This is a genomic window from Fervidobacterium sp. (assembly GCA_026419195.1).
Taxonomy (GTDB): domain Bacteria; phylum Thermotogota; class Thermotogae; order Thermotogales; family Fervidobacteriaceae; genus Fervidobacterium.
In genome coordinates, this window is the sequence record JANZZV010000039.1 from 1 (window position 1) to 1,744 (window position 1,744).

The following is a 1,744-nucleotide window of genomic DNA, read 5'->3' on the forward strand; positions in this document are numbered from 1 at the left end:
TTCTTGGTTCATCTGGCTCAAAAGTTATTACACCTGTTTGTAAATCCCCTGTCAGATAAACTCTGAATTCTGCGTATCTCTTTATTTCCACCACATCTTTGTCTTTTAATGTATACGATTCAAGTTTTGTTTTATCAACCACATTTCCATTTATCTTTATGCTCTCTATCCATTTGAATTGATCTGTTTTTAGTCCTCCTATTTTTACAAACAGTTGTTGCAACGTCTTTGGTTCATCTGGTTCGAATACAACCTGACTTTGCATCACAAAATCTCCACTTATGTACACTTTGAATTCTGGATATTTTTTTATCTCTACTACATCTTTGTCTTTTAATGTATACGATTCGAGTTTTGTTTTATCAACCACATTTCCATTTACCTTTATGCTCTCTATCCACTTAAATTGATCTGTTTTTATCCCACCTATCTTTGTCAACAATCCTGCAAGTGTTCTTGGTTCATCTGGCTCAAAAGTTATTACACCTGTTTGTAAATCCCCTGTCAGATAAACTCTGAATTCTGCGTATTTCTTTATTTCAATAGCACTCCCGGATACCAATTTTAATTCATTCCCTTTTTGAAGTATTTCTTTAGTATATTCTTTTGATTTTCCGTCAGGTGTTGTAATAACAATTTTTTCAATCCACTTTTCGTTATCTTTTGTTATTCCCCCAGCCTTAACAATTGCCAAAGAAAGTGTCATCTCTTCATTCATAGCGAATGAATGAACACCAGGATTTGGAATATACCCCAAAATGTAAACGTATCTTTCTTCACGCTTTGGAATGTAAATTGTTGCACCAGGTTTGATATCATAGTTTGATTTTCCATAGATGACATCTTCAAGATTTACATACATTGCTTTATTATCAATAACAAGAATAGCATTTTCTAACTGTGCGTTTTCTTTGTTTAGTGGCCCCAATTTTAATAAAAGACTTCTTAAGGTTAGTCCTGGTTCGAACGGTGTGATAAGTGTATAAGCACCACTTACTTGCACTTTCATGTCACTTGTGAGTGGTGGAAGATAAACTATGTCACCTTCAGATAAAATTGGATCGTCCTTTATGTAATCTCCATAGAAAAAGGGAAGGAGATTGTAAGTTGTTGACTTTCCTGGGCGAATTATAGTAACTCTAGAGAAATCAATTTCTGAGTTTACACTAAACCCTAAGATAGAGAAAAGCTTAGTCAAAGTAAGATTTGGTATATACGTTACATCAACTACTCTATTTATAGCACCTTGGAGATAGATGTAAAGTGGTGCTTGTTTTGCAATGTAGACGGTAACAATTGGCTCCTTAACAAACCTTCTAACAGTCTGCTCTATGATAGATTTTATTTGTTCAACTGTTAAGCCAGCAACTTTGACAGTTCCAGCATATGGATAAGATATCGTACCTTGGGTTGAGACAGTTAATGTTTTAGTAAAATTTGGTTCTCCAAAAACTTCAATTACAATGGTATCTCCAACCCTCACTACATTTGAAAAGGCAATGGCAAAAAGTATAAAAAGAAATAGAAAAAATGCAACCTTTTTCATTCTCGGTTCCTCCCTTTGCTTTCTCAATATTTTAGACGAAAATTATGGTTTTATCTTTTGTGCACAAATTCATTATAACATCTATCATTAGCATTGTATGTTACGAAAGTATAAAAATTTCTTGTTTGACTTCCGATAATATATATGGTAATATTCATTCAGTGAATGAATAGAGTCAGTTTCCCGAACAAAGGAGGG

General features: G+C 33.7%; 1 protein-coding gene. It reads right to left on the minus strand.

Annotated features, from left to right (window positions below; all coding sequences use genetic code 11):
• Positions 1-1,546, minus strand: a 1,546-nt coding sequence (locus tag N2Z58_09370; protein ID MCX7654867.1) for a polysaccharide biosynthesis/export family protein, incomplete at its 3' end; no start/stop codon positions are given.
• Positions 1,547-1,744: the final 198 nt, after the last annotated feature.